26 protein-coding genes and 3 tRNA genes are annotated in these 23,934 nt (G+C 66.6%); 18 read left to right on the top strand and 11 right to left on the bottom strand.

Annotation, left to right across the window (positions count from 1 at the left end; all coding sequences use genetic code 11):
• The first annotated feature begins 12 nt into the window (after positions 1 to 12).
• Together AC5RVB_RS13550 and AC5RVB_RS13545 are read left to right on the top strand one after the other, a co-directional pair.
• Entirely contained in the window at positions 13 to 408 is a 396-nt protein-coding gene (locus tag AC5RVB_RS13550) for a DoxX family protein (RefSeq protein ID WP_227903240.1), read from the top strand.
• Positions 409 to 927, top strand: coding sequence for a metallophosphoesterase family protein (locus AC5RVB_RS13545; protein WP_227903241.1), 519 nt, complete (start codon positions 409 to 411; stop codon positions 925 to 927).
• Between the two features lie 140 nt (positions 928 to 1,067).
• On the opposite strand, the gene AC5RVB_RS13540 is transcribed toward AC5RVB_RS13545, so the two are convergent.
• The 4 genes from AC5RVB_RS13540 to pta form a co-directional block, all read right to left on the bottom strand.
• Entirely contained in the window at positions 1,068 to 2,255 is a 1,188-nt protein-coding gene (locus tag AC5RVB_RS13540) for a zinc-dependent alcohol dehydrogenase (RefSeq protein ID WP_227903242.1), read from the bottom strand.
• 157 nt (positions 2,256 to 2,412) lie between these two features.
• Entirely contained in the window at positions 2,413 to 2,910 is a 498-nt protein-coding gene (locus AC5RVB_RS13535; RefSeq protein ID WP_494142917.1) for a hypothetical protein, read from the bottom strand.
• Positions 2,911 to 3,050: 140 nt separating this feature from the next.
• A complete protein-coding gene (locus AC5RVB_RS13530) occupies positions 3,051 to 4,193 on the bottom strand; it encodes an acetate/propionate family kinase (RefSeq protein WP_494142916.1) in 1,143 nt (380 codons plus the stop codon).
• The gene (gene pta, locus AC5RVB_RS13525) at positions 4,193 to 6,265 is read right to left on the bottom strand and encodes a phosphate acetyltransferase (RefSeq protein WP_227903245.1); all 2,073 of its coding nucleotides are present in this window, start codon (positions 6,263 to 6,265) and stop codon (positions 4,193 to 4,195) included. Before pta ends, AC5RVB_RS13530 begins: the two co-directional genes overlap by 1 nt.
• A 244-nt stretch (positions 6,266 to 6,509) precedes the next feature.
• On the opposite strand from pta, the gene AC5RVB_RS13520 reads away from it, so the two are divergent.
• From AC5RVB_RS13520 to AC5RVB_RS13495, 6 genes are all read left to right on the top strand, one after another.
• A complete protein-coding gene (locus AC5RVB_RS13520) occupies positions 6,510 to 8,027 on the top strand; it encodes an APC family permease (protein ID WP_227929689.1) in 1,518 nt (505 codons plus the stop codon).
• Positions 8,028 to 8,071: 44 nt separating this feature from the next.
• Positions 8,072 to 8,422, top strand: a complete 351-nt coding sequence (locus AC5RVB_RS13515; RefSeq protein ID WP_227903247.1) for a thiamine-binding protein — start codon at positions 8,072 to 8,074, stop codon at positions 8,420 to 8,422.
• A gap of 31 nt (positions 8,423 to 8,453) precedes the next feature.
• Complete coding sequence (locus tag AC5RVB_RS13510) at positions 8,454 to 9,098, top strand: O-methyltransferase (RefSeq protein ID WP_494142915.1); 645 nt, start codon at positions 8,454 to 8,456, stop codon at positions 9,096 to 9,098.
• A 115-nt stretch (positions 9,099 to 9,213) separates the two neighbouring features.
• Positions 9,214 to 9,732: a GNAT family N-acetyltransferase gene (locus AC5RVB_RS13505; protein WP_494142914.1), complete on the top strand. Its 519-nt coding sequence runs from the start codon at positions 9,214 to 9,216 to the stop codon at positions 9,730 to 9,732.
• Complete coding sequence (locus AC5RVB_RS13500) at positions 9,732 to 10,589, top strand: spermidine synthase (RefSeq protein WP_494142913.1); 858 nt, start codon at positions 9,732 to 9,734, stop codon at positions 10,587 to 10,589. Before AC5RVB_RS13505 ends, AC5RVB_RS13500 begins: the two co-directional genes overlap by 1 nt.
• Positions 10,590 to 10,682: 93 nt before the next feature.
• Positions 10,683 to 12,896: a catalase gene (locus AC5RVB_RS13495; protein ID WP_494142912.1), complete on the top strand. Its 2,214-nt coding sequence runs from the start codon at positions 10,683 to 10,685 to the stop codon at positions 12,894 to 12,896.
• 112 nt (positions 12,897 to 13,008) lie between these two features.
• Here AC5RVB_RS13495 and AC5RVB_RS13490 read toward each other — a convergent pair whose 3' ends face one another.
• Positions 13,009 to 14,439: an NCS2 family permease gene (locus tag AC5RVB_RS13490; RefSeq protein WP_227906019.1), complete on the bottom strand. Its 1,431-nt coding sequence runs from the start codon at positions 14,437 to 14,439 to the stop codon at positions 13,009 to 13,011.
• A 106-nt stretch (positions 14,440 to 14,545) separates the two neighbouring features.
• Between AC5RVB_RS13490 and AC5RVB_RS13485 the strand changes: the two genes are divergently transcribed.
• Positions 14,546 to 15,142: a copper resistance CopC family protein gene (locus AC5RVB_RS13485; RefSeq protein ID WP_494142911.1), complete on the top strand. Its 597-nt coding sequence runs from the start codon at positions 14,546 to 14,548 to the stop codon at positions 15,140 to 15,142.
• Here AC5RVB_RS13485 and AC5RVB_RS13480 read toward each other — a convergent pair.
• Positions 15,084 to 15,746, bottom strand: coding sequence for an NAD(P)/FAD-dependent oxidoreductase (locus tag AC5RVB_RS13480; protein ID WP_290243253.1), 663 nt, complete (start codon positions 15,744 to 15,746; stop codon positions 15,084 to 15,086). The genes AC5RVB_RS13485 and AC5RVB_RS13480 overlap by 59 nt on opposite strands.
• 175 nt (positions 15,747 to 15,921) lie before the next feature.
• On the opposite strand from AC5RVB_RS13480, the gene AC5RVB_RS13475 reads away from it, so the two are divergent.
• Positions 15,922 to 16,926: a universal stress protein gene (locus AC5RVB_RS13475; RefSeq protein WP_290243252.1), complete on the top strand. Its 1,005-nt coding sequence runs from the start codon at positions 15,922 to 15,924 to the stop codon at positions 16,924 to 16,926.
• Positions 16,927 to 16,935: 9 nt separating this feature from the next.
• Here AC5RVB_RS13475 and AC5RVB_RS13470 read toward each other — a convergent pair whose 3' ends face one another.
• Both AC5RVB_RS13470 and AC5RVB_RS13465 read right to left on the bottom strand, forming a co-directional pair.
• Positions 16,936 to 17,865 (bottom strand): cation diffusion facilitator family transporter, encoded by a 930-nt coding sequence (locus tag AC5RVB_RS13470; RefSeq protein ID WP_227929731.1) that lies wholly within the window; start codon positions 17,863 to 17,865, stop codon positions 16,936 to 16,938.
• Between the two features lie 9 nt (positions 17,866 to 17,874).
• Entirely contained in the window at positions 17,875 to 18,234 is a 360-nt protein-coding gene (locus tag AC5RVB_RS13465) for a metallopeptidase family protein (protein WP_494142920.1), read from the bottom strand.
• 145 nt (positions 18,235 to 18,379) lie between these two features.
• Between AC5RVB_RS13465 and AC5RVB_RS13460 the strand changes: the two genes are divergently transcribed.
• From AC5RVB_RS13460 to AC5RVB_RS13425, 8 genes are all read left to right on the top strand, one after another.
• Positions 18,380 to 18,452 (top strand) — tRNA-Glu (locus tag AC5RVB_RS13460).
• A gap of 59 nt (positions 18,453 to 18,511) precedes the next feature.
• Positions 18,512 to 18,585: transfer RNA gene (locus tag AC5RVB_RS13455), tRNA-Asp, on the top strand.
• A 56-nt stretch (positions 18,586 to 18,641) separates the two neighbouring features.
• Positions 18,642 to 18,717: transfer RNA gene (locus tag AC5RVB_RS13450), tRNA-Phe, on the top strand.
• A gap of 147 nt (positions 18,718 to 18,864) precedes the next feature.
• The gene (locus AC5RVB_RS13445) at positions 18,865 to 19,377 is read left to right on the top strand and encodes an Asp23/Gls24 family envelope stress response protein (protein WP_227905945.1); all 513 of its coding nucleotides are present in this window, start codon (positions 18,865 to 18,867) and stop codon (positions 19,375 to 19,377) included.
• A gap of 60 nt (positions 19,378 to 19,437) precedes the next feature.
• On the top strand, positions 19,438 to 19,629 hold the full coding sequence (locus AC5RVB_RS13440; RefSeq protein ID WP_227905944.1) for a DUF2273 domain-containing protein: 192 nt from the start codon (positions 19,438 to 19,440) through the stop codon (positions 19,627 to 19,629).
• Between the two features lie 11 nt (positions 19,630 to 19,640).
• The gene (locus AC5RVB_RS13435; protein ID WP_227905943.1) at positions 19,641 to 20,012 is read left to right on the top strand and encodes a hypothetical protein; all 372 of its coding nucleotides are present in this window, start codon (positions 19,641 to 19,643) and stop codon (positions 20,010 to 20,012) included.
• The gene (locus AC5RVB_RS13430) at positions 20,009 to 20,596 is read left to right on the top strand and encodes a DUF6286 domain-containing protein (RefSeq protein ID WP_227905942.1); all 588 of its coding nucleotides are present in this window, start codon (positions 20,009 to 20,011) and stop codon (positions 20,594 to 20,596) included. The genes AC5RVB_RS13435 and AC5RVB_RS13430 overlap by 4 nt, the downstream gene beginning before the upstream one ends.
• The gene (locus AC5RVB_RS13425; protein ID WP_227905941.1) at positions 20,593 to 21,204 is read left to right on the top strand and encodes a hypothetical protein; all 612 of its coding nucleotides are present in this window, start codon (positions 20,593 to 20,595) and stop codon (positions 21,202 to 21,204) included. Before AC5RVB_RS13430 ends, AC5RVB_RS13425 begins: the two co-directional genes overlap by 4 nt.
• A 13-nt stretch (positions 21,205 to 21,217) precedes the next feature.
• Here the strand turns inward: AC5RVB_RS13425 and AC5RVB_RS13420 are convergent, their stop codons facing one another.
• The 3 genes from AC5RVB_RS13420 to nadE all read right to left on the bottom strand — a co-directional run bounded on the left by AC5RVB_RS13420 (position 21,218) and on the right by nadE (position 23,817).
• Positions 21,218 to 22,072, bottom strand: a complete 855-nt coding sequence (locus AC5RVB_RS13420; RefSeq protein ID WP_290243243.1) for a DUF8083 family protein — start codon at positions 22,070 to 22,072, stop codon at positions 21,218 to 21,220.
• 2 nt (positions 22,073 to 22,074) lie between these two features.
• Positions 22,075 to 22,878: an exodeoxyribonuclease III gene (locus tag AC5RVB_RS13415; RefSeq protein ID WP_227905938.1), complete on the bottom strand. Its 804-nt coding sequence runs from the start codon at positions 22,876 to 22,878 to the stop codon at positions 22,075 to 22,077.
• A 117-nt stretch (positions 22,879 to 22,995) separates the two neighbouring features.
• Complete coding sequence (gene nadE / locus AC5RVB_RS13410; RefSeq protein WP_290243240.1) at positions 22,996 to 23,817, bottom strand: NAD(+) synthase; 822 nt, start codon at positions 23,815 to 23,817, stop codon at positions 22,996 to 22,998.
• Positions 23,818 to 23,934 lie beyond the last annotated feature (117 nt).

The raw sequence follows: 23,934 nt of genomic DNA, 5'->3' as shown, positions 1-23,934 counted from the left end.
CAAAGGAAACCGATGAACCGCAAGAGCCTCTCGGCTGTGGCCATGGCTGCCCTGCTGACTACCAGCGCCGTAAACCACTTCCGTAACCCCCGTTTCTACAATGCCGTGGTGCCCCGGAGCATCAGCACCGACACCGACGGCAAATACGGTGTGATGACCCGGCGGCAGTGGACCCATGTCAGCGGTGTCCTGGAGTTCGCGGCGGCGGCCGCCCTGCTGCTGCCGGCAACCCGGCGCACGGCGGCCACCGGTACGGCTGCCATGTATGTTGCTTTTATCGCCGGCCATATCAGTGCCCTGCAGCGGTCCTTCGGACCGCGCGGCGGGGATCGGGAGAAGCTGATCCACAGCCTGCGCCTGCCGTTGCAGCTTCCGCTGATCCTCTGGGCCTGGAGCCTGCGGAAGTAAATGTCCACTAAGCTCCTGCTCCTCGCTGACACGCATCTGCCCAAGCGGGCCAAGGCCCTTCCGGAGGAAGTCTGGTCAGAAATAGACGCCGCGGACATTGTGGTCCATGCCGGTGACTGGGTAAGCGAGGAGCTGCTCGACCAGTTGGCGGAACGCTCACGGAAGCTGGTGGCCTGCTACGGCAACAACGACGGCGCCGGCCTGCGCGCCCGCCTGCCCCTGGTGGGGCGGGCCCTGGTTGAGGAGGTGCGGCTCGCCGTCGTGCATGAAACCGGGCCGGCGGCCGGGCGGGAAGAGCGCATGGATGAGCAGTTTCCGGACACCGACCTGCTGGTTTTTGGACACAGCCACATCCCCTGGGATTCGGTCACACCGGCGGGTATGCGCCTGCTGAATCCCGGCTCGCCCACGGACCGCCGCCGGCAGCCGTTCTGCACCTACCTGCGCCTGGAAATCAGCGGAAGCGCCCTCACGCCCGAGCTGCGGCGGCTTCCGCTGCGGGAGGTCCGGCGGCGCTAGCCGGCTAGGCAGGGAGCGGCCCGCAGCCTCCGGCTCCGGCCACCGGTGGGGACAACAAAAAACGCCGGGCCTGCCCCCGGGGGGGGGGGCAGGCCCGGCGCTTGGCCGTGCATGTGAAGCAGCCGCTAAGCGGCCGGCATTCAGTCGCGGACGCCCGGCTGGAAGACCACCTTGATGCAGCCGTCTTCCTTCTTCTGGAACTTTTCGTAAAGCTCGGGGGCATCTTCCAGGGACGCCTGGTGGGTGACCAGGTTGGTGACGCCCAGCGGATCCGCGGAATCCTCCACCAGCGGCATCAGGTCATCGGTCCAGCGCTTGACGTTGCACTGACCCATCCGCAGGTTCAGCTGCTTGTCGAACATGTTCATCAGCGGCATGGGGCTGGCCGTGCCGCCGTACACACCGCTGAGGGAGACGGTGCCGCCGCGGCGGACCGCGTCAAGGGCTCCGTGCAGGGCGGAGAGACGGTCCGTTCCCGCGGTTTCCATGGCCTTCTGCGCAAGCTTGTCCGGCAGCAGGCCGACGGCGGTCTGGGCGGCCTTGCCGGCCGGGGAGCCGTGGGCTTCCATGCCGACGGCGTCCACTACGGAGTCCGGGCCGCGGCCGTCGGTCAGGCTGCGCAGCTCATCGGCGACTTCCTTGTGCAGGTCCAGGGTCTCCACGCCGTACTGGGAGGCGAGCTTCCGCCGTTCCTCGACCGGATCCACGCCGATGACGCGGTAGCCCAGATGCGTGCCGATGCGGGCCGCGAACTGGCCCACCGGACCCAGGCCGTAAACGGCCAGGGTGCCACCGTCGGGCACGTTGGCGTACTGGACGCCCTGCCAGGCGGTGGGCAGGATGTCGGAGAGGAAGAGGTAGCGCTGGTCCGGGAGTTCGGAGCCCACCTTGATGGGGTTGTAGTCGGCCAGCGGCACCCGCAGGAACTCGGCCTGTCCGCCGGGAACGGAGCCGTACAGCTCGGAGAAGCCGAAGAGCGCGGCGCCCATTCCCTTCTCGCGGACCTGGGTGACCTCACACTGGGTCTGCAGGCCCTGGCGGCACATGTAGCAGTCGCCGCAGGCGATCTGGAAGGGGATAACCACGCGGTCACCCTTCTTCAGGTTGGTGACGGCGGAGCCGACCTCTTCCACGATGCCCATGGTTTCGTGGCCGAGAATGTCGCCCGGCTTCATGTAGGGCATCAGCACCCCGTAGAGGTGGAGGTCCGAACCGCAGACTGCGGTGGAGGTGACGCGGATGATGGCGTCAGTCGGTTCCTGAATCACCGGATCCGGAACCTGCTCGACGCTGACGGAGTTTTTTCCCTGCCAAGTAACTGCTTTCACGTGCGATCCTCCTGCTGGTTGCATGCTGAGTACGTTGAAAGAACTAAGGCCCATTCTGCCAATTGATAAGCGTACTGACAAAACGGCTGCGTTTCGGAACTACTCAACAGGGCCTGCCACAGGTTTGCCGCGGTGTCTGGATCGACCGGGAAGGCCGCTAGGAACCGGGGCTGTGTCCGGCAGCACGCCCGGCGGGGCGGGGGCGCCCGGCGCCGGGCTGAATGCGCGGTGCGGCGAGCACGCTCCGGTCCCGGGCCAGGATCATTTCAAGTGCACGGGCATTGTCCAGGGGATCGCGCTGCAGCGCACGGCTGTCCTGCGGGCTGCTGTCCTGCGGGTTGCTCTCCTGCGGCCTGCTGTCCAGGGAGTCGGTTCCGACGGGCGCCGGACCGTCCTCCGTTCCGCCCGGCCTTCTGGTGATTTCCACCGGTCCGTCGATTTCACGGACGGCTGCGGCGAGAACGGTGAAGGCGTCGGATTCAACCCGGACCGCGCGGGTGAGGTTGACGCAGATGCTGGCCCCCAGCGTGGCTGTGTGCCGGAGGATCCGGAGCAGGGTCTCGCAGTTGGAGCCCGTGAGCGATCCCCGTACTTCCACCGATGCGGTGGCATCTCTGGTATCCACGCGTACCAGTACGCGAAGCGGCTCTTCCATGTCATCTCCACGGAGACGCGGGTCCCGGCCACTGCTTAACCGGGTCTGCCACCGTACCAACGCGCCATGCGGCCTGTCAGCAGGTGCCCGGTCTTTGGCCTGCCCCGCAGGGCGGATCCGTTATCGGGAAACACCTTCCATTAGAAGACGGGTTCCTGTTCCAGGTTCCCGACGACGGCGGCGGTGGCTTCCGCGATCGCTTCCTCCTCGTCCGTGGGCACCACCAGGGCGGGGATCACTGAATCCTCCGTGCTGATCCGCCTGGCCTGCTTTCCCGTTACCAGGTTGGCTTCGGAATCGAGCCGGATACCCAGCGGGCCGAGCTGGTCCAGCACAAGCTGCCGGAATTTCCAGCCGTTCTCGCCAATTCCGGCCGTGAACACCACCGCCTGGGCGCCTCCCACGGCCACGTGGTACGCGCCGATGTATTTCGCGAGCCGGTAGGCGGCGACGTCCAGCGCCAGCCGGGAGCGCTCATCGCCCTGCTCCGCAGCTGTCTCGATGCTGCGCATGTCGGACTGTCCGGCCAGCGCGCGCAGGCCGGATTCGCGGTTCAGCAGGTCATCGAGGGTGTCCGCGTCGTAGCCCTGCCGGGCCAGGAAGATGAGGATTGAGGGATCCACATCGCCGCTGCGGGTGCCCATCACCAGTCCTTCAAGCGGGGTGAATCCCATGGAGGTATCAATGCTCTTTCCGTTCCGGATAGCCGCTACGGAAGCGCCGTTGCCCAGGTGCGCAATCACGGCGTTGAACCTGGCGGGATCGATGCCAAGGAACCGGGCGGCCGTCGGGGCTACGTAGCCGTAGCTGGTGCCGTGGAATCCGTAGCGGCGGATGCCGTAGCGGCGGTAAAGGGTGTTCGGCAGGGCGTAGTGCCAGGCCCGTTCGGGCAGGGTGCGGTGGAATGCGGTGTCGAAGACCGCCACCTGCGGGATTTTCGGCCACTTGTCATGCACTGCCCGGATGCCCATGGCACTGGCGGGGTTGTGCAGGGGCGCCAGCGGGCTCAGCCGTTCAATGGAGCGGACAATTTCATTGTTGATCAGCACGGGCTCGCTGAAGCGCTCGCCGCCGTGGACCACGCGGTGTCCCACGGCGTCGATGCTTCGCCCGTCCAGTTCCTCCCGGAGCCGGCCGGCCAGTTCTTCGAGGGCAGCCGCATGATCCGGAACCACATCCCCGATCCGGTCGATGATGCCCTTTGTCAGCAGCTCTTCCGTCTCCGTTTCCCGCACCTGGTACTTCAGTGACGACGAACCGGAATTGATTACCAGAACCAGCATCAGTCCTCCTGCGCCTGGACCGCGGTGATGGCCACGGTGTTGACGATGTCTTCAACGGTGCAGCCGCGGCTGAGGTCGTTGACGGGTTTGCGCAGTCCCTGCAGGATCGGCCCCACCGCCACGGCTCCCGCGGACTGCTGGACTGCCTTATAGGTGTTGTTGCCGGTGTTCAGGTCCGGGAAGATGAACACCGTGGCCTGGCCGGCCACCGAGGAGCCCGGCACCTTAGAGGCCGCCACGGAGGCGTCCACGGCGGCGTCGTACTGGATGGGCCCTTCCACCGGCAGGTCCGGGCGGGCGGCGCGGACAAGCTCAGTGGCCTGGCGCACGCGCTCCACGGAGCCGCCTTTGCCGGAGGATCCGGTGGAGTAGGACAGCATGGCCACGCGGGGCGTGACGCCGAACTGTGCGGCGGTGGCGGCGGATGCCAAGGCGATGTCCGCCAGCTGCTCCGCATCCGGGTCCGGATTCACCGCGCAGTCCCCGTACACCAGCACGCGGTCAGAGAGCAGCATCAGGAACACGGAGGACACGATCTTCACGCCCTCCCGTGTGCGGATGAACTCCAAGGCGGGGCGGATGGTGTTGGCCGTGGTGTGGGCCGCCCCGGAGACCATGCCGTCCATCCGGCCGAGCTGGACCATCATGGTTCCGAAGTATGCCCCGTGCAGCATACGTTCCGCGGCGTCTTCCAGCGTGACGCCCTTGTGTTTGCGCAAGGAGGCGTACTCCCGGGCAAATTCATCCCGCAGGGCACTGGTGGCGGGATTGATGACGCTGATGTTGGACAGGTCAATGCCCTCGCTGGCGGCCAGCTCCCGGATCTGCGCCTCCGGCCCCAGGACGGTCAGGGCGCATACGTCCCGGCGGCTGAGGATTTCCGCGGCCTGCAGGATCCGCACGTCCAGCCCTTCGGGCAGGACAATCCGCTGCCGGCTGGCGCGGGCACGCATGATCAGCTCATTCAGGAAGCGCAGCGGGGTGGTCGTGGCGGGGCGGGGGAGGGCGAGCCGCTCAAGCAGCTCAGCCTCATCCACATGCCTGGACCAGGCGCCCAGTGCCGCCGCGACCTTCCGCCGATTGCCGCTGGAGATTTCGCCGCGGACCTGGCTGACCCGGCGGGCCGTGGTGTAGGTGTCCGCGCCGACGTCGAACACCGGGAAGGGCGCGGAGGCCAGCAGTCCCAGGATGGCTGGTTCCACCGGCAGGCCGCCGGTGAGGATCATGCCGCTGGCCACCGGGAAGTCGGAGGAGATGGAGGAGGCGAGGGTGGCCACCATAACGTCGGCACGGTCCGCCGGGACAATGACCAGCGTGCCGTCCGTCAGCTGGGGAAGGAAGTTGCTCACGGTCATGGCGGCGACCTTCACTGCGGAGACGTCGCGTTCAAGGGAGGGACTGCCGGCCACCTGTCGCGCCTGCAGGGCCTTCTGCACCTCGGCTACGGACGGCTGGGAGATCTCGCTTTGTTCCGGCAGGACGTAGACCGGCCGTCCGCTGTTGCCCGGCCGCATGGCAGCACTGATGTCATCAAGCTCCGACGGCGCGGCACGGTTGACCATCATGGCCAGCAGGTCGCATTTCGCCTCGGCGAGCTGGCGGCGGGAAACATCCACGGCGTCCGCGGTTTCCGCCGCGGTCATTTCCTGGGCATTTACGACGGCGAGCACCACGGTCCCCAGGTCATTGGCCAGCCTGGCGTTGAGATCGAACTCCAGTGCAACGTCGTGCCCGGAAAGGTCCGTTCCCTCCACAATGACCACATCGCAGTGGGCGGCAATCTCGCTGTAAACCGCAAGGCAGCGGGCGTCCACTTCGCCCCGCTCACCTGCCACCAGCAGCGCGCGCAGCTGCGCGCGGGTCAAACCGCCGCGGCAGGTGGCCGGGCCAAGATTGAACCGGCGCTGCATCAGTTCCACCATCGGGTCTGCGGCGGGATTATCACCTTCAACAATCGGCCGGAAGAAGCCCACCCGGTCTGCATGGCGGCCCAGCATGTCCGCCAGCCCCAGGCTGATCAGGGACTTGCCGGAACCCGGCGTCATGGCACTGACATAGATTCCACGGGCCATAGCTGCGTTTCCGTTCGTTGCCGGGAGGGCACGCGCCCGGGCGCCTGAGGCGACCCGTGGCGTGCATCACATCAATAGTCGCAAAAGCATCCCGGACTTGCCAGCGGACACCGTGGAGGGACCCTGCCGGCCGGCTCTTCGTGGACTCTCCCGTCTCAGCATGTGAGACTGACATAAGTGCCGCAGAGCGCCGAGCCTACGATTAAATGGTTAGATTTCCTCAAAACCCAAGGCGAGGACCCCCGTGAGTCTCTTCCGTACCAAACCCATTGAGAACTCCCTGGCGGATGCCGATGAGCCGGGGCGCCGGCTAAAGCGTTCGCTCACCACGTGGGACCTGATGATCATGGGTGTCGCGGTCGCCGTCGGCGCCGGCATCTTCTCGGTGGGGGCTAAGGCCGCCGCCGAGTTTTCCGGACCCGCCGTGACGGTCTCCTTCATCCTGGCCGCCATCACCTGCGCGCTCGCCATCATGTGTTACGCCGAGTTCGCCACGGCCATTCCCGTGGCCGGTTCCGCCTATGTGTTCAGCTACGCGACCATGGGCGAGCTGGTGGCGTGGATCATCGGCTGGAACCTGATCCTTGAACTGTTCACCGCCGCGGCGGTGATCGCCAAGTACTGGGGCATCTACCTCAGCGAAGTGTTTGCGCTGATAGGGCTGGACGTTCCCGCGACCCTGCACTTCGGGCCGATTGACCTGACCTGGGGTCCGTTCCTGATTGTTACCGTGTTCACCATCCTGCTGGTCATGGGCACCAAGCTTTCCGCCCAGGTGGGCAACGTTTTCACCATCATCAAGGTGGGCGTGGTGCTGTTTGTGATCGTGGCCGGGTTCTTCTACGTGAAGGCGGAGAACTACACCCCGTTCATCCCGGACTCCGTTCCTACCTCCGGCAGCGGCAGCGAGGGTGTGCTGCAGCAGTCCCTGTTCTCCTTCGTCACCGGAGCTGCCCCGGCCCAGTACGGACTCCTGGGAGTGTTTGCCGGTGCCGCCGTCGTCTTCTTTGCCTTTATCGGCTTCGACGTTGTTGCCACCTCGGCCGAAGAGGTCAAGGATCCGGGTAAAACCCTCCCGCGGGGCATCTTCGCAGGCCTGGCCGTGGTGACCCTGCTGTACATCGGCGTGTCCCTCGCCCTGACCGGCATGGTCTCCTACACCGACCTGGCGTCGGTGGAGTCCCCGAACCTCGCCACCGCCTTCTCCCTGGTGGGCAACAACGGGGCGGCTGCGGTGATTGCCGTCGGTTCCCTGATTGGACTCACCACCGTGATCATGGTGCTGCTGATGGGCCTGGCCCGCGTGGTGCTGGCCATGAGCCGCGACGGACTGCTGCCGCGTGCCCTGTCCCGGACCAGTGACAAGCACGCCACGCCTGCCCGCCTGCAGATCCTGTGCGGCGCATTGGTAGCCCTGGTGGCGGGGTTCACGCAGGTGGACGTGCTGGAGGAAATGATCAACATCGGCACCCTGTCCGCCTTTGTGGTGGTCAGCCTGGGCATCCTGGTGCTGCGGAAGAAGCGCCCGGACCTCCGTCCGGCATTCCGGGTGCCGTTCGGGCCGGTAATCCCGGTGCTTTCCGCTCTGCTCTGCCTGTACCTCATGACCAACCTGGCCGTGGAAACCTGGATCTACTTTGCCGGCTGGCTGCTGATTGGCTTCCTGCTGTACTTCGCCTACGGCCAGCGCCACTCACGGTTGAATGAGAAGTTCAGCAGTGTTGCCGCTGCCGAATCCGCCACGGACACCTCCGGGGCCTGAGCCCTGCGCATGCGCCGGACCGGCTCCAGTGGCAGACTGGGCGCATGCTTGTTGCCTTTTCTGTTGCCCCGTCCGGTGCCGGCCCGCTCACGCGGCCCGGCGGACCTGCCCAAGATGCCTCGGTGCATGACGCCGTCGCCGCAGCCGTAAGGATTGTCCGGGATTCCGGCCTGCCCAATTCCACCGACGCCATGTTCACCACGGTGGAGGGGGAGTGGGATGAGGTCATGGACGTGATCCGGCGGGCCACAGAAGCAGTGGGACAGTACGGCAGCCGGGTCTCCCTGGTGCTGAAGGCGGACATCCGGCCGGGCCATACGGGCGAATTGGCCGGCAAGGTCCAGCGGCTGGAAAGCGCCCTCACAAAACTGGATGACCGGAGCGGGCACGCCTAACGCCGGATACGGCAGAGCGGGAGCGGCAGCGATGCAGGACTGGGAACAGGTGCAGGACTACCTGGACGGCCAAGTGGTCCAACCGGACGCCGCCCTCACCGGGATTGTCACTGCAACGGCGGACGCCGGGCTTCCGGCCATTGAGGTATCCGCCGCCCAGGGCAAGTTCCTGATGCTGCTGGCCGGTATCCGGGGTGCCCGGCGGATCCTTGAGATCGGCACCCTCGGCGGTTTCAGTACGACCTGGCTCGCCCGGGCACTGCCGCCCGACGGCGAGCTGGTCACCTGTGAATACGAACCCCGGCATGCCGAGGTTGCCCGCGCCAACCTGGAACGGGCCGGGCTCGGCGGCCTGGTCACCATCCGCGTGGGCGAGGCCCTTCACACGCTGCCCACGCTCGCCGGGCCGTTTGACCTGGTTTTCATCGATGCGGACAAGGTGAACAATCCCGTCTACCTTGACTGGGCGGTGCGGCTCTCCCGACCCGGCAGCGTCATAGTGGTGGACAACGTGGTTCGCGGCGGCAGCGTGCTGGATCCCGACGGCGACGCCGCGGTGCAGGGGACACGGGAAGTCCTGCATCTACTCGGCTCGGACCCGCGCCTGCAGGCGACCGCACTGCAGACGGTCGGGCCCAAGGGCTGGGACGGCTTCGCGCTGGCGGTAGTGCAGTGACGAAATCTGCCATGACACGGGATCCGCGGCGGTCAGCGAGCCGGAGCTACTGCTCTGCCCGCGGCCCCGGAAGCCCGCTGCGGGTGCTGGCAGCCCCGGCGCTTAAGCTGGAGGCATGAGCTTTAGCATCCGGCGTGCCACGCCAGACGACGCCGCGGACTTCGTCTCCGTACATCTGCAGTCCTGGCGCGAAAGCTATGCACACGTCCTCGGCGAGGAGGTCTTCCGGCGCCGGGAAGCGGACCGCAGCGCCGCCGTCGAACACCGGCGCGCAGCTCTGGCCGAGCAGGCCTCGGATCCCGCCATCCGGACCTGGCTGGCCCATGCCGGGGACGGCAGGCTTCTCGGCTTTGCCTCCGCGGGCCCGGCCCGGGACGAAGACATCCGTGCTGCCCTGCCGCTGGAGCTGTGGTCCATCTACATCCTGGCCGAGGCGTACGGCAGCGGAGTGGGCCAGGCCCTGCTGGAACACACCGTGGCAGACGCACCGGCCTATGTCTGGGTGCTGGAAGACAATGACCGGGCGCAGGCGTTCTACCGCCGGAACGGCTTTGTGCCGGACGGAACCGTCAAGGACCTGCCCCAGGTCTGGGCCGGGACCGGCATGGTGGAAATCCGCATGGTGAGGAACTGATGGGGCGCAAGCGGCCCGGTAAGAACCCCGTGGAAACGTCCGCGCCCGGAGCGGGGCCGGTGGCTGGAACCTACCCCATCGACACCGGAACCTGTGAGCTGGTGCCGGACTCCTTCGCCTCCGACAGCTGGATCCTCATGGTCAACGGGGTGCACAGCTCGCACATTGACCTGGCAGACCCGCGGCACCTGGATTTCGAGTACATGCGCTGGATTGCGGCCCTGGTGGAATCCCGCTGGCGCCCGGATGCCTCCCTGCGTGCCCTGCACCTGGGCGGTGCGGCATGTTCCCTGGCGCGGTATTTTGCCGCCGTGTATCCGGGTGCGCGGCAGGTCGCCGTCGAACTCGACGGGCGCCTGGCCGAGCTGGTCCGCGGCTGGTTTGATCTGCCCCGGGCGCCGCTGCTGCGGCTCCGGGTCGGTGAGGCCCGGGCCGTCACGGAGACCCTGCATGACGGAAGCCGGGACCTGGTAATCCGGGATGTGTTCGCCGGCGCGAAGACGCCGGTGCCGCTGACGACGGCGGAATTCACTGCGCATGCCCGGCGGGTGCTGGCGCCGGACGGGGTCTACGTAGTGAATTGCGGGGACACTCCGGACCTGCGCGGTGCGCGTGCGGAGGCGGCCACCATCTGTGCCGCCTTCCGGTACACCGCAGCCATAGCCGATCCGGCCATGCTGAAGGGCCGCCGCTACGGCAACATCATCCTGGCCGGCAGCGATGCACCGTTTGCCGAGGATCCCGGCCTGCCTCGTGCACTGCTCGGCGGCGGCGTGCCGGCGCATCTCTGGGATGACGCGAAACTGCGCAGCTTCGCCGCCGGTGCCCGGATCCTGCATGATCCGGTGAGTAGCTAACCTCACCTCAAGTGTCAGCCTGCTTACTAATTTAGTAGGGTGGAAAGACGCTGCCGTCTCCCGGCAGCCGGTCTGAACCACGATGGAGGCTACATGTCTGACAAGAGCACATCCGATCCCGACCTGCCCATTCCGGGCGCACCGGCAGCCTCGGCCCCGTCCCTGGCCGAGCCGATCGAACCCCGCGAGCCGTTGCCGCCCAAGCCGGACCAGGACGGACCGGAGACCGTGTCCCCCACCGGAGTTCCCACCGGCGCGCCGAAGTCCTCCAACGCCCAGAGCGGACGGTACCTGACCACCGCCCAGGGGGCACGGCTGCGGGATACCGACCATTCCCTCAAGGCCGGTCCTCGCGGGCCGGTACTCCTGCAGGACCACCACCTGCGCGAAAAGATCACCCACTTTGACCATGAACGCATCCCGGAGCGTGTAGTCCACGCCCGCGGTGCCGCAGCTCACGGCGTATTTGTGGCCAACGGCGCCGCAGAAGGGGTGACCCGCGCCGGTTTCCTGGCCAGGGGAACGGAAACACCGGTGTTTGTCCGCTTCTCCACGGTGTTGGGATCCCGCGGCTCCGCCGACACGGTCCGGGACACCCGGGGCTTCAGCACCAAGTTCTACACGGACGAGGGCAACTATGACCTGGTTGCCAACAACATTCCGGTCTTCTTCATCCAGGACGCCATCAAGTTCCCTGACGTGATCCACGCGGGCAAACCGCACCCGGACCGTGAAATCCCCCAGGCGCAAAGCGCCCATGACACTTTCTGGGACTTCGTCTCGCTCCACACCGAAGCGCAGCACCACACCATGTGGAATATGTCCGACCGCGGCATCCCGCGTTCCTACCGCACCATGGAAGGCTTCGGCGTCCATACCTTCCGCCTGGTCAACGCCAAGGGGGAAACCACCCTGGTGAAGTTCCACTGGAAGCCGCGTCAGGGCGTGCACTCCCTGGTCTGGGAGGAAGCACAGATCATCAACGGCATGGATCCTGATTTCCACCGCCGGGACCTGGCCGATGCCATCGAAGCAGGCGCCTTCCCGCAGTGGGATCTGGGCATCCAGGTGTTCCCGGACACCGAGGATGAAATGTTCGAGGGCATCGACCTGCTGGACCCGACGAAGCTGGTGCCCGAGGAACTGGCTCCGGTGCAGATCATCGGCACCATGACGCTCAACGCCAACCCCACCAACTTCTTCGCGGAAACCGAGCAGGTGGCCTTCCACCCCGGCCACCTCGTGCCGGGCATCGACGTCACCAATGATCCGCTGCTGCAGGGCCGGCTGTTCTCCTACATCGACACCCAGCTCACCCGGCTGGGCGGACCGAACTTCAGCCAGATCCCCATCAACCGCCCGCACGCCCCGGTGAACGACATGCTCCGCGACGGCTTCCACCAGGATGCCGACCATGCGGGTGTGGCCCCGTACCAGCCCAATTCCCTGGACGGCGGCTGCCCCTTTATGGCCGGCGCCGACATGGGTGCCTTCATTGACGTTCCGGCCGAAGTGCCGGCGTCCCGGAAGGTGCGGGAAAACCCGGCCAGCTTTGATGACCACTACAGCCAGGCACGGATGTTTTTCCGCTCGCTGACCCCGGTGGAGCAGGACCACGTGGTTCAGGCCTACACCTTTGAACTGGGCAAGTGCTACGAGGAGAACATCCGGCTGCGCCAGCTCCAGTCGCTCGCCAATATCGACGCACGGCTGGCCGCAGAGGTCGCCATGGGACTGGGCCTCGAAGCACCGGAACCGGAGCTTGCCGTGGAAGACACCGCACCCAGCCCTGCCCTGAGCCAGATCGGCGGCTCCTGGCCGGTGGCCGGCCGGATAGTCGGTGTGGTGGCGGATGACACCACCGACCTCGGTGCGCTTTCCGAGGTGCTTGCCACCCTGCAGGCGGAAGGAGTGGTTCCGCTGGTAGTGGCTCCCCACGGCGGGAAGCTGGGCGGAGAGATTACCGTCCAGCGGACCTACCTGACGGCCCGTTCCACTGAGTTCGACGCCGTGGTGGTGGCGGCCTCGGGTGCTCCGGCGACCGACGCCGTCGGCAGCCTGGACGCGAAGGCCGGCAATCCGGAGGGTCATCCCTCCCTCGACCCGAGGGTGACGCTGATGCTGGCCGAAGCCTTCCGCCATGCAAAGGCCATCGGCGCCTGGGGCGACGGCAGTTCCGTCCTGATGGCAGCAGGCATCCCCACTGACGCCCCCGGTGTTGTGACGGGGGAAGCTGCTGAGGTGACTGCCGGACTGACCGGCCTGCTGGCCGGCCACCGGGTCTGGGAGCGCACCGTCGCCGCCTAGCCTGCGGGCCTGCGTTTCCGTACGGGAAATAGAAGAGGGGATCCCCGGCTCACGCCGGGGATCCCCTCTTTGGCTATGGTCCGTGTCTAACGGCGGACCCGGATCAGGTCACTCAGACGCCGAGCAGCTCCGTGATCGGGCCTACGCCGAAGTACAGTGCGAAAGCTGCGGCGACCACGTACATCAGGGGATGCACTTCGCGGCCGCGGCCCTGGAAGAGGCGGATCACGGTGAAGGAGATAAACCCGGCGCCCAGGCCGTTGGCGATCGAGTAGGTGAACGGCATCAGCGCGAAGGTCAGGAAGGACGGCAGGGCCAGCCCGATGTCGTTCCAATCGATCTTGCCCACCTGCGAAACCATCAGGTAGCCCACAACCACCAGGGCGGGGGCCACGGCCTCAAACGGAACCAGGTAGATCAGCGGGGTGAGGAACATGGCCACGAGGAAGAGCAGGCCGGTCACCACGGAGGCCAGGCCGGTCCGCGCGCCTTCACCGATACCGGCACCGGATTCCACGAAGATCTGGTTGGAGGAAACACCGGCGCCGCCGCCTGCCACCGCACCCGCGGCATCAACCAGGAGTACACGCTCCACGTTGGGGATGTTGCCGTCCTTGTCGATGGATCCGGCGCCGGCGGCCAGGCCCACCATGGTGCCCATGGCGTCGAAGAAGATGCTGAGCAGGATCACGAAGACCAGCAGCGAGGCGGCGATGCCGCCCAGGGTCTGGAAGGATCCGACCAGGCTGACATCGCCGATCAGGGAAAGATCGGGGGCTCCCCATTCGGGTGCGCTGGGTGTTACCAGCGACCAGCCGGTGGCAACGCCGGCGCCCTGGCTGCCCGGGCTGGCCAGCCACTCGACGAGTACGGCGAAAACAGTGGAGGCCAGGATGCCGATCAGGATGGCGCCGCGGACCTTGCGTGCCATCAGCACAATGGTCAGCAGCAGGCCGAAGACGAACACCAGGGTAGGCCAGCCGAGCAGTTCCCCTCCGTTGCCCAGGCCCAACGGAACCGTGGTGCCGGCCTCGTCCAGGTTGCGCCGGACAAAACCGGCGTTGACCAGTCCCACGAGCGTTACGAAAAGACCAATGCCCACAACAATCGCGGTTTTCAGGCTGGGCGGCACGGCACGGAATACGGCTGTCCGGAAGCCGGTCAGCACCAGGATGACCATGGCGAGGCCCGCAATGACCACCAGCCCCATCACATCCGGCCAGGTCAGGCCGTCATTGGAAGCCACAGTCACGGCCACGAAGGCATTTACGCCCAGGCCGGTGGCGATAGCGAAGGGGTGCTTGGCCCAAATGCCCATAATCAGGGTGAGGATGCCCGCAACGAGGGCCGTTCCGGCGGCAATGGCCGGCCCGGGCATGGTGTTGCCCATGGAGTCTTCGCCGCCAAGGATCAGCGGGTTCAGTACCACTATGTAACTCATCGCGAAGAAGGTGGCCAGACCGCCGCGCACTTCGGTGGCAACGGATGAACCCCGTTTCGTGATCTCGAAGTAGCGGTCCAGCTTTGAACCTTTTTTGAGCATGACGCGTCCTCTGAACTGACGGTGGGATGAAGTGAGGGAAATCCTGCACTTTGATCTTATCGCGGCCCCGGAGGCGTCCCCGGCCGGGGGCGGCTAGGCTGAAACAGTGAGGAACTTCGTACGTAACAGACCGTCCCTGTCCGGTTTCACCGCGCTCGCCGCCTTGCTGTTCGCCGTATTCGCAGGGCTGCTGCTGTCCGCGCCGCCGGCGGCAGCACACGATGAGCTGACGGGCTCGGTTCCCGCCGACGGTGCGGTGCTGGACTCCGCACCCGAGGCGGTGGAGCTGACCTTCTCCAACACTCCGGCCGCAATCGGCTCCGAGGTCAGGGTACTGGCCGAAGACGGCACTGACTGGGCGGACGGTGATGTGCGGATCCTGGACAACACTGCCACCCAGCGGCTGCGCGACGGCGCGCCGGCGGGCACGTACACCGTGCAGTGGCGGGTAGTGTCCTCGGATGCCCATCCGATTGAGGGGACCTTCGGCTTCACCGCCGCGGGAGGCGAAGCTGAGACGGCCCCTGCTGCAGGCCCGTCCGTGCAGCCGTCCGAGCCGGGCGATTCCTCGCAGTCGCCGGTGCTGAACCAGGGGGAGGACACCGGTCTCTCCTGGCAGGTAGCCGTCCCCGCCGTCGTCGTGCTTATCGCCGTCGCCGTTTTGATCGCACTGATTGTCCGGCGGCGGTTGCGCGAGGACTGACTTTCGGCCCGTCCGTAGGCAGAATCACACCCGCGATGGCTTCGCCGGCGGCTTTGGCCTGACGCAGGAGTTCACTGACCGTGGGCAGCATGGTCCCGCCCACGCCCACAAAATAGACGCCGGCCTCCCGCAGGGCGGTTACCGTTTCGGGCCAGGTGGCCACCCCGGCGGCTTTGGTCATCTTCCGCAGATCGGAGCGGGAGCAGCTGGTGAGGACAATGGTGTCGGCCAGCAGCACCCCCCGTCCCGTACGCACCGCCCACCTCCCCGTGCCGGCCACGGGGGAGGGGCGTAGCCCTGAGGGTGCAGCCCGGCGCAGATCCCTCGCCGGGGAGTCGCCGCGGATATCCAGCTGGTGGCTGGCAGCGTAGCCCTGCAGAATCCGGCGCAGCTGGTCCCGCTTCGTGTAGGGTTCCGGCTCCGCCGCCGCTCCCCGGATGGCCTCCGCATCCGGAACCGGGCCGTGCACCACAATGGAGTCCACGCCCTGCCTGCTCAGTTCGGCCGCTACGGCCATCCCGCTGAGTCCGCAGCCAATCACCACTGTCCGGGTCCGTTCGGGAATCGGCGTTTGACGCCCCGCGCCGTTGCGATCAGGGTTCATGCCGGTGTTGTCCTTCCGTCGGGTCCGGAACCTCCCCACAGGCCGCTGGCTCTGGGAGCGAACCATATAGCGGACCTCGTCGCAGCGGTAGCGTGTTCTGTTGCCGCAGCGCGGTACGCTACTGCTAAGGACAGCCGGACGCTGATTGCCGGTTGGGTACCGGAAGGAGCAGCACGTGACTGATTCGACCTGGGGAACCGGACCCGGCGCAGACGGGCCCGCGGGCATCGTGGTGGGCATCGACGGATCCGATCAGAGCATGTGCGCCCTTTTCTGGGCCGCCCGTGAAGCCCGGCGCAGGCAGTGCCCCCTTCACGTGGTGACGGCATACACGGTGCCGATCTTTGCCGCCTCTTCCATGGACGCCGGATACACCACGGTGGATGACGAGATGATCCGCGACGGCGCCCGGCAGGTGCTGGATGACGCCGTGGCGCGGATCAGCCACTACAACCTGGAAATCATTCCCCGCGTGGAAACCGGCGACGCCGCCGCGGTCCTGCTGGAATTGTCCGAGGATGCGGACCTGATGGTGGTGGGTTCACGCGGACGCGGCGGATTTGTCGGCCGGCTGCTGGGTTCCGTGTCCAGCGCACTGCCCGCCCACGCAAAGTGCCCCACCGTCATTGTTCCCCTGCGCACCGCCGGGCGCCTGCCGGATTCGGGGGTGAAGCCGCCGGCCAACTCACCGGATCCTGATGCCGTGCACCAGGCCGTGGTGGTGGGCGTGGACGGCTCGGAGCAGGGCCGCGCGGCCTCGCTGGTCGCGGCCGAACAGGCCCTGCGCATGAACCTCCCGCTGCGCATCCTGTGCTCACTTCCGCCCTTCAGCGGCTCGCTGGCCTGGGTGCCCGCGCCGCTGGACATCGAGGCCCTGCATGCGGAACTGCACGAACAGCTCGACGCCGGCCGCGACTGGCTGCAGAGCCACTTCCCGTCATTGGAAATGACCGTGGAGCTGGTGGATGGGGCGCCGCCGGAGATTCTGGTGGAGCGGACCGCGAAGGTGGAACTGCTGGTGCTGGGTACCCGGGGCCGTGGCGGCTTCGCCGGAATGCTCCTGGGCTCCACCAGCCAGAGCGTGCTGCACCATGCCAAGGGACCGGTGATGGTGGTGCCTGATCATGAGGACCCGCGGCTGCTGGACCGGCGGGACTTCGGCCCCATGGTGATGGAGTAACCCGCAGCCCTAGGCGTGCTGCTGCCCTTCGTGGACCGCGTGGCTGGCGGGCTCCAGTTGGAAGGTGCAGTGGTCGGTATCGAAATGGCTGCTGAGGCACCGGGTCAGCCCGTCCAGCACCCGGTCCATGCCTTCCGGGGTGAGGTGCTCCTCGTCCACCACCACATGCGCGGAGAACACCGGGACCCCTGAGGTAATGGTCCAAATGTGGATGTCATGTGCATCCGCTACGCCGTCGACCGAGACGATATGGTCCCGGATCAGCGCAATATCCACGCCGGCCGGGGTGGCCTCAAGCAGCACGTCGATGACTTCCTTCAGCAGCGACCATGCCCGGGGCAGGATCATCAGGGCAATCAGGATGGAGGCCCAGGTGTCCGCCTGCTGGTAGCCGGTGAGCATAATAACGACGGCGGAAACCACCACTGCCGCCGAGCCCAGCAGGTCCCCGAGCACTTCCAGATAGGCCCCGCGTACGTTCAGGGACTCCTTGCGGCCCGAATGCAGCACCAGCAGGGAGGCCAGGTTGGCCAGCCCGCCCACGATCGCCGCGATGAGCATCAGCCCGGTGTGGACCTCCGTCTGGGACCCCAGCCGGCGCAGGGCCTCGATGAAGATGACCGACGCGATGACGATGAGCAGCACCGCATTGGCCAGCGCTGCCAGGACCTCGGCGCGCTGGTAGCCGTACGTCCGCCGGGCTGTGGGCGGGCGCGCCGCAATCCACGCAGCCACCAGGGCAATGGAGACACCGGCAGCGTCCGAGAGCATGTGCCCGGCGTCGGCAAGCAGCGCCAGTGAACCGGACAGCAGCGCGCCGGCCACCTGGATCAGCACCACGGACATAGTGATGATGAAAACAATCAGCAGGCGGCGGCGGTGCTTCCCGGTGGCGGTGACGGGGCTGAGGCCGTGGCTGTGGCCGGAATGGTCACTCATGGTTTAAGGCTAGCCCCAACCGAGTTCGTGCAGCCGCTCGTCATCGATGCCGAAGTGATGGGCCACCTCATGAATGACGGTGATGCGGACTTCATCTACTACTTCATCCCAGCTTTCGCACATGCGCAGCAGGGGTCCGCGGAACACCACGATGCGGTCCGGCAGCGAGCCGGCATCCCACCAGGAGTCCCGTTCGGTCAGAGGTGTGCCTTCGTACACGCCCAGCAGCTCGGTGTCCGGATCCTCGTGCGGGCCCGGTACGTACTCATCCTCAATGAAGATGGCCACGTTGTTCATGGCGCGGGAGAGATCTGCGGGAATGGTGTCGATGGCGGCTTCCACGCAGGCCTCGAACTCGTCGGCACTCATCTGAATTGGCACCCCTCCACTGTAGTGGCGTGTGCCTCACCGGAGGCGTTTTGTTTATTCCGGAAATAGGCCCTATAGTTTTAGAGTCCACAACGGAGCGAAACGACTGGTTCACCGGCCGCTTCAATCCATGTGTGTTCTGTTGGCCCCCATCGTCTAGCGGCCTAGGACACCGCCCTTTCACGGCGGCGGCACGGGTTCGAATCCCGTTGGGGGTACTCAGGAGTGGTAATTCAACCGGATTTCATCTGGTAGAGTTGACACTCGTGAAATGCAAGGCCCTGTAGCGCAGTTGGTTAGCGCGCCGCCCTGTCACGGCGGAGGTCGCGGGTTCAAGTCCCGTCAGGGTCGCTCGGATTTTCTGAAGCGATTTGGAAGATCTCGGTGATCATCGGTTGATGATGCCAGGCTCTGTAGCTCAGTTGGTAGAGCGTTCGACTGAAAATCGAAAGGTCACCGGATCGACGCCGGTCGGAGCCACCAGCTAAAACCCCGTAGCTGTCTCGGAAGAGGCAGGACGGGGTTTTTCTTTGTGCCCGGGCAGATGGCAGGCCCACCCGCCGCCCTGCATGGAGCAGCTGCCCACCCGCCGCCCTGCACAACCCGGGGCCGCCGGGATACGCTGAACCCATGGATGAGCTCCGGAACACACCAGCGCCCGTTGCCCCCGCGCACGCCGCCCCCGTCACCACACCCGCCTCCGCGGCTGCCGTGCCGCCGTCGGACACAGCCGGCCTCCCGGACGCCACCGGAATCGGCGGCCGTACGGCGATCAGTGAACAGGCCGTGGCCAAGGTCGCTGCGATAGCCGCCCGCTCCGTTTCCGGCGTGTATGCCCTCGGCAATACCACCGGACGCGCGCTGGGAGCCGTGCGGGACGCCGTCGGCGGCTCCAGTGCCACCCAGGGCGTGCATGTGGAGGTGGGTGAACGTGAAGTTGCCGTGGATATCAGCCTGGTGGCGGTCTATGGCACCGCCCTCACCACGGTGGCCAACAACGTCCGCGCTGCGGTCTACGGAGCGGTGGAGCAGCTGGTGGGCCTGCGCGTGGTGGAAGTGAATGTGGAAATCAATGACGTCCACCTGCCTGCCGAATCTGCTGACCCCGGCACCAAGCCTGTGACGGGCGCCAAAGCGGTATAGGGTCGAAAGCAGGTTCCTCGCAGGAGGCGCGGGTCGCGAGCGGATTATGAGGCAGGGGAAATGAAACCAACAGTGGTGGGAATGGCAACCGGGGCCGTACTGGCCTTCGCCGCGCTGATCTTCGATTTCTGGGGCTTTATGCTGACTGCCCTGTTCATAGCGGTGGGTGCGCTGCTGGGACGTGCAGCGGAAGGCAAAATCGACTTCCGCAGCGTCACTGATGCGCTCACGGGCCGCCGCTCCTCTTCGTGAGCACCGCCGTTATGACCGCAGCCGAGACCGGCGCGGTGCTATCCGGGCATAACCGGATCAGCACCCAGGCGCTGACCAGCACCGCTCAGGCAGCCGCCTCCGAATATTTCGGCGTCCCCGCGCAGCAGGTCCGCGTGCGCTGGGCTGATGACCGGGGGCTGCTGGCCCTGGCCGTGTCCCTGCCCATTGCCCTGCCCCCGCTCCAAGTCCTGCAACAGCACCCCGGCATGCTGCACCGTGCCGGAGGCACCGTGTGGGAACGGGCACATGCGGCCAAGCCCGTGTTGCTGCAGCGGATCTCCGAGCTCACCGGGTCCATGCTGTCCCGGGTTGATGTGCGCATCACCGGTGCGCTCCTGTCCGAAGGGCGGCGGGTGCAGTGAAGCGGGCGGACAGGGAACTGACCGGCCGGATCCTGCGGCGCGAAACCCATTCGGCGCGGACCCCCGCGGCCGTGGCTGCCGCTGTCCTCGGCATCCTCTTTTGTGGCTACGTGCTGCTTGAATCCGTGCTCCAGGCACTCGGCCAGCCGGCCTGGCTGATTGATCCGCCCACCTTCGGGCACTGGCTGGCGGGTCTGCCCGCCGGCACCGATCCGCTCATTCTGGGACTCTCCGGAGCACTCATCCTCTTCGCCGGCCTCCTGTTCTTCCTGCAGGCGGTGCTGCCCGGCCGCCGCGCCCGCTATGCCCTGCCGAACCCGCGCGCCGCCGTCGTAGTGGACGCCGAGGTGCTGGCCGCATCGCTGGCCCGGTGCGCGCGGCTGCAGGCGGGTGTGACCCCCCAGCAGGTGCTGGTGACGGTGGGACGGACAGCCGTTGATGTCCAGATCCGGCCAACCTCCGGCATCCCGGTGGACGATGAAGCCATCCGCGCGGCGGTGGAGGACGAATTGCTGCTCACCAAACTCGATCCGCAGCCGGCCGTCCGCGTACGCATTGCCCCGGTGGGGGTGATCGGCCAGTGAATGCGACACCGCGTGCCCTGAACCGGCTCCTGCTGGGACTGCTCGGGCTGATCATGCTCGGGGTTGGAGCCGGCCTGCTGCTGATTTCCGCCTGGCCGGCTGCGGCGCGGGCCTGGCAGGCCTATGCTCCGGATGCCATGGCATCCATTGGCGCCGTGCTGGGCAGGACCGCCATTCCGGGGCTCGGCGGCAGCTGGGTGTGGGTGGGGCTGGCGCTGCTCAGTTTCGTCGGGATTGTGCTGATGATCCTGTGGATTGCGGCCCAGGGCGGCGGGCGCACGTCAACACTGATTTCGGAGTACAACGACGACGGCGCTCCCGGCACCGTGGCCCTCAGCGGTAACGTGGCGGAACAGGCGCTGCGCAGTGCACTGCAGGAGGACCCGGACGTGGCCGGTGCCGCAGTCAGCACCTATTCCATGAAGGGCCGCACCGCCCTGCGCGTCCGGATCACCCCGCGGCAGGGCGCAGCTCCGCATCTTATTGCCGCAGATGCCACTGCCCTGGTGGAAACACTGGACACCGCCCTGGGCTGCCAGACCCCGGTCCTGCTGAGCCTGGAGTCCGGCCGCCGCCTGCGGTTCAGCCGCGAGGACCGGGTCCGCTAAACGCGGTGCCCGCCTAGGACGCCCGGGCGAGCTGGCGGATGGGGATCCACCGGGACGCCAGCCGGCGGTAGGCGGCAGCTGCCCCGCCCATGTCCCCTTCGGCCAGGGATTCAATGCCCAGCCGCACGTCGGACGGGGAATCGTCGGGGAAAACCAGGTCCGCCACCGGGCCGTAGTCCAGTTCCACGACCGCCTCCGGATCGAAGACCTCCAGCCACTCGGTCAGTGCTGCCAGCTCATCCAGCAGGTCCAGCTCCGGGGCGGCTAGGGCCAGGGCAGCAGAGGCAGCGCGTGCCCGTTCGATGGCCTGCGGCACGGGGGCGGACAGCCTGACCGTCTGGACCCGCCCGTCATCCTCCACCACTTCGGTGTGATCATCCTCGTGCAGCAGGACAAACCAGCCGAAGGGAACACCCCAGGTGGCGGAGCGGGTGTGCAGCTTCGCCAGCGAGTCCGCGAAGGAATCCGGGTCCAGCCGTGCTGCGTGGGCCTCGCGGGCCACCTCGGGAACCAGGACGTCCACCAGCGGGCCGCGGATGGACTCGCCCAGGGATTCGGCGGCCAGGGAGGCGCGGACCGCCAGCTGGTTGGGGCAGTACAGCCGGTTGGTGATGCCTTCCTCGGCCGGGAAGTGCAGCACCCGGACCAGATCGGTGGCATTGTGCGGGAACGGGTCCGAGACCACCCGGACCAGCCGCCGGACAGCGTCGGTGCGCTCCAGGATCTCGGTTTCGTGCCGGCCCCGGGCGCGCTGTTCCATGATGGCCAGCTGCGCGGCGTCGTCGAACGCATCCAGCGGCTCGTAGACCCGCAGGTAGGAGACGAACGGGAACGTCCGGTACAGGGACTGCTGCGGCGGCCGCGCCACGGCTAGTCCAGTTCCACAATCACGGGAGCGTGGTCCGAGGCGCCCTTGCCCTTGCGTTCTTCCCGGTCAATCACGGCACCGGTGACGCGCTTGGCCAGGGCGGGGGAGCCCAGGACAAAGTCGATGCGCATGCCCTGGCGCTTCGGGAAGCGAAGCTGGGTGTAATCCCAGTATGTGTATACGCCGGGCCCCGGGTTGAAGGGGCGGACGACGTCGGTGAAGCCGGCGTCCAGGAACTCGTTGAAGGCCTGCCGCTCGGGTTCGGTGATGTGCGTGGCGTTCTGGGCGCGGAACCAGTCGATGTCCCACACGTCGTCATCCTGCGGGGCAATGTTCCAGTCACCCATAAGCGCCAGGTTCAGGGACGGATCCGCAGTGATCCACTCGGCTGCATGGTTTTTGAGGGTTTTCAGCCACTGCAGCTTGTAGGGCATGTGGGGATCATCCACGGCACGGCCGTTGGGAACGTACAGGCTCCACACCCGTACCCCGCCGCAGGTGGCGCCGATGGCACGCGCCTCGGCCACCGTGGTTTCCTCGGTCTTGCCGAAGTGCGGCTGGTCCGGGAAGGTGCGTTCGACGTCGTCGAGCCCCACCCGGGACGCGATCGCCACACCGTTCCACTGGCTCAGCCCGAAGTGGGCCACCTCGTAGCCGTTCTTCTCGAACAGTTCCCAGGGGAAGTTCTCGTCCTTGGCCTTGGTTTCCTGGATGGCCAGGACGTCGACGTCGGAGCGCTGCAGCCACGCCTCGATGCGGTCGGCACGGGCGCGGATGGAGTTCACATTCCAAGTAGCTATCTTCACAACTGCTACGTTACCGAATCCGGCCAGCTCCCACACTGTGGCCGTGGCCGGCCGGGCCGTTCCGCCTGCTGCCCCGCAGCCGGGCAGCGGAGAGCTGCCCGGCCGGGTGCAACGGCGTTATTTCCACCAGGTGTCGCTCAGCATGACCGGTACGGTGCGCTTGTGCCGGGTCATCAGGAACCGCGCTTCGATCTTTTCGGCGTCCTCAGCCGGAACATCTTCGCCTTCGAGGTAGCCGTCGATGGTGTCGTAGCTCAGGCCCAGCTCGGTCTCATCCGTCTGGCCGGGCTTACCGTCCAGCAGGTCAGCGGTGGGTGCCTTCTTCACCAGCCGCTCCGGTGCGCCCAGCTCGGTGAGCAGGGCCCGGTTCTGCCGTTTGTTCAGGCCGGAGAGCGGCAGGACATCCGCACCGCCGTCGCCAAACTTGGTGAAGAATCCGGTGACGGACTCCGCGCCGTGATCGGTGCCGATAACGAGCAGGTTGTGCTGGCCCGCGACAGCATACTGGGCGGTCATGCGGACCCGGGCCTTGATGTTGCCCTTGTTGAAGTCGGTGATCTTCTCGCCGGTCATCTTCACGTACTCGTCTTCAAAGCCGTCCACGGCCGGGCCCACGTTGTAGACCAGGGACTCGGACGGGTTGATGAACGCCAGGGCTGCCTGGGCGTCCTCTTCGTCATGCTGGACCTTGTAGGGAAGGCGCAGGGCTATGAACCTGGCCTCGGTGCCCTCGGCCGTCAGTTCGTCCACGGCCAGCTGGGCGAGCTTCCCGGCCAGGGTGGAATCCAGGCCTCCGCTGATGCCCAGGACATAGCCCTTGGTATGTGAGGCCCGCAGGTACTCCTTGAGGAAGTCCACCCGGCGCCGGATTTCCCCGGCGGCGTCAATGGAGGGCTGAACTCCCAATTCGGCAATGATTTCCTTTTGTAGTTCACGCATGGACCTCAGCCTATATGCGACTCTTCTCCGGCGCCCGGGAAAATGACGGGATTGAGGTGCGGCACCTGCCCGGCGGGCGGCGTCGCAAAGCGGCTTAAATCGGGAGCCGCAGGGGCT

This window comes from Arthrobacter sp. Y3225209, from assembly GCF_059090685.1.
The sequence above is the reverse complement of the archived record's forward strand: the minus strand, read 5'-3'. Positions and strand labels throughout refer to the sequence as shown.